A 1,401-nucleotide genomic window follows, 5' to 3' on the forward strand; every position below is an offset into this window, starting at 1 on the left:
GAGCTCGGCGTGTCGAACCAAGGACCGGATCAACCGTTATTCAGACAGTCCCACGACGGCCAATGATCCGGTCGGTATAGCCGGTGACATGGACCCCGTCTTGAACATGATGAGGGTGATGTTGAAGGCGAAGGCACAGATGACCAGGGCTATGCAGACAACTCCGCCGACAGCCAAGATGTTCAAGAGCCAGTCGCCGGCCCTCGACCACACCGAAGGCTTCGCTTCGGCGGTTCCGTGTCGCGCTCGTGTCATGGTGTCTTTCCTATGAAGTGCCGACGAAAGCCCAGTCGGGGGTCGCAGTTTTTCCTTGCAGCGCTGGATTGGCCCAGTTGGCCGGACTGGCAGGCAAGCTGATCTCGAAGCACACGGTGATTGATGCACCCTCACTCGTCGGGGTGCCGGCAGGAAGTGTGAAAACGTTGGGGGCAGAGCCGGTCGTCACACTCACTGCACCGGCACTACCGACGACCCACGAGGGCAAACCCGTGAAAGCTGCACTACCACAGGGCGATGCTGGTGTAGCGAGCTTGACCGCGCGATACAAGAGTGCACCTCCGAGCCCTGCATCTCCCGTCAACTGTGCACCGTTGAGCTCGATCGTTGCAGCGAGTCAACCCACATCGGTTCGTAGCCGAATAGGCGCGTAGGAGACCGAACCAGGAACTACTGCATTCACGCTGGGGGCGAACGACAGCGGATTGTTGGTGCCGGTGACCGGGTTCGAGCTCCACGTCACCCCGTTGTCGACGCTGGACTGAATGCCGAACTGCCCCGACTGGAAGTTGGCGAAGCCGAGGACGTTGTCGGTCCAGCTGGCGGCAACGAGAACAGCCCCGAAACCTAGGACTATTCCCCCTGCCGCCAGTGCCCGCCGCTGTCGGGAGCGAACAGTTGTCACCGAAAATCTAGGCGATCGAAGTGCCGGCGAAGTCCCAGACGAGCTCGCCGGTGCTCTGGCCAGACACTGCGTTAGTCGTACCGGCAGGCAAGGTCACGACGAAACACAGTTCGACAGGCGTTCCAGCGTTGGCCGCTACTCCGCTGGGAATCTCGATCGGTGCCGTGGTGCCGGCACTCAACGGCGAGTTCGGTGCAACGACGGGTGTCGATCCCACAGTGCCTGCGACGCAGTCTGTCGCGGAAACGCCGGAGTACACCGTGTAGCGAAGTGCGGTGGCAAACGTGGTCGTTGCCGGAGGAACGGGCGCTGGAATGGTGGGTCCGGTCAATGTGATGCTCGCGCCGAGGTCTTGCCCGGGTTCGAGCCGCAAGCCAACGGGTGCACGAACCACGTCACCGGGGGTCATATTGTCCTTGAGCGGGATCTCGAACTGGAGACCTCCTGTCCGTGGCCATGAAAAAGTACCCACTGGTGGCCAGGTCGAGGTCCCCACTGGT

Annotated in this window: 3 protein-coding genes; 2 read left to right on the top strand and 1 reads right to left on the bottom strand. The window is 61.6% G+C overall.

Going from position 1 to position 1,401, the window contains the following annotated elements:
* A partial coding sequence (locus QM590_RS25780; RefSeq protein WP_269596895.1) for a hypothetical protein occupies positions 1-271 on the top strand: 271 nt, incomplete at its 5' end.
* A gap of 342 nt (positions 272-613) precedes the next feature.
* On the opposite strand, the gene QM590_RS25785 is transcribed toward QM590_RS25780, so the two are convergent.
* The gene (locus QM590_RS25785; RefSeq protein ID WP_269596896.1) at positions 614-901 is read right to left on the bottom strand and encodes a hypothetical protein; all 288 of its coding nucleotides are present in this window, start codon (positions 899-901) and stop codon (positions 614-616) included.
* A 128-nt stretch (positions 902-1,029) separates the two neighbouring features.
* On the opposite strand from QM590_RS25785, the gene QM590_RS25790 reads away from it, so the two are divergent.
* Positions 1,030-1,167 carry a hypothetical protein gene (locus QM590_RS25790; protein ID WP_269596897.1) on the top strand — a complete coding sequence of 46 codons (138 nt, stop codon included), beginning with the start codon at positions 1,030-1,032 and terminating at the stop codon, positions 1,165-1,167.
* The last annotated feature ends 234 nt before the right edge of the window (positions 1,168-1,401 follow it).

The organism is Rhodococcus sp. IEGM 1372 (assembly GCF_030056835.1).
Classification (GTDB): domain Bacteria; phylum Actinomycetota; class Actinomycetes; order Mycobacteriales; family Mycobacteriaceae; genus Rhodococcoides.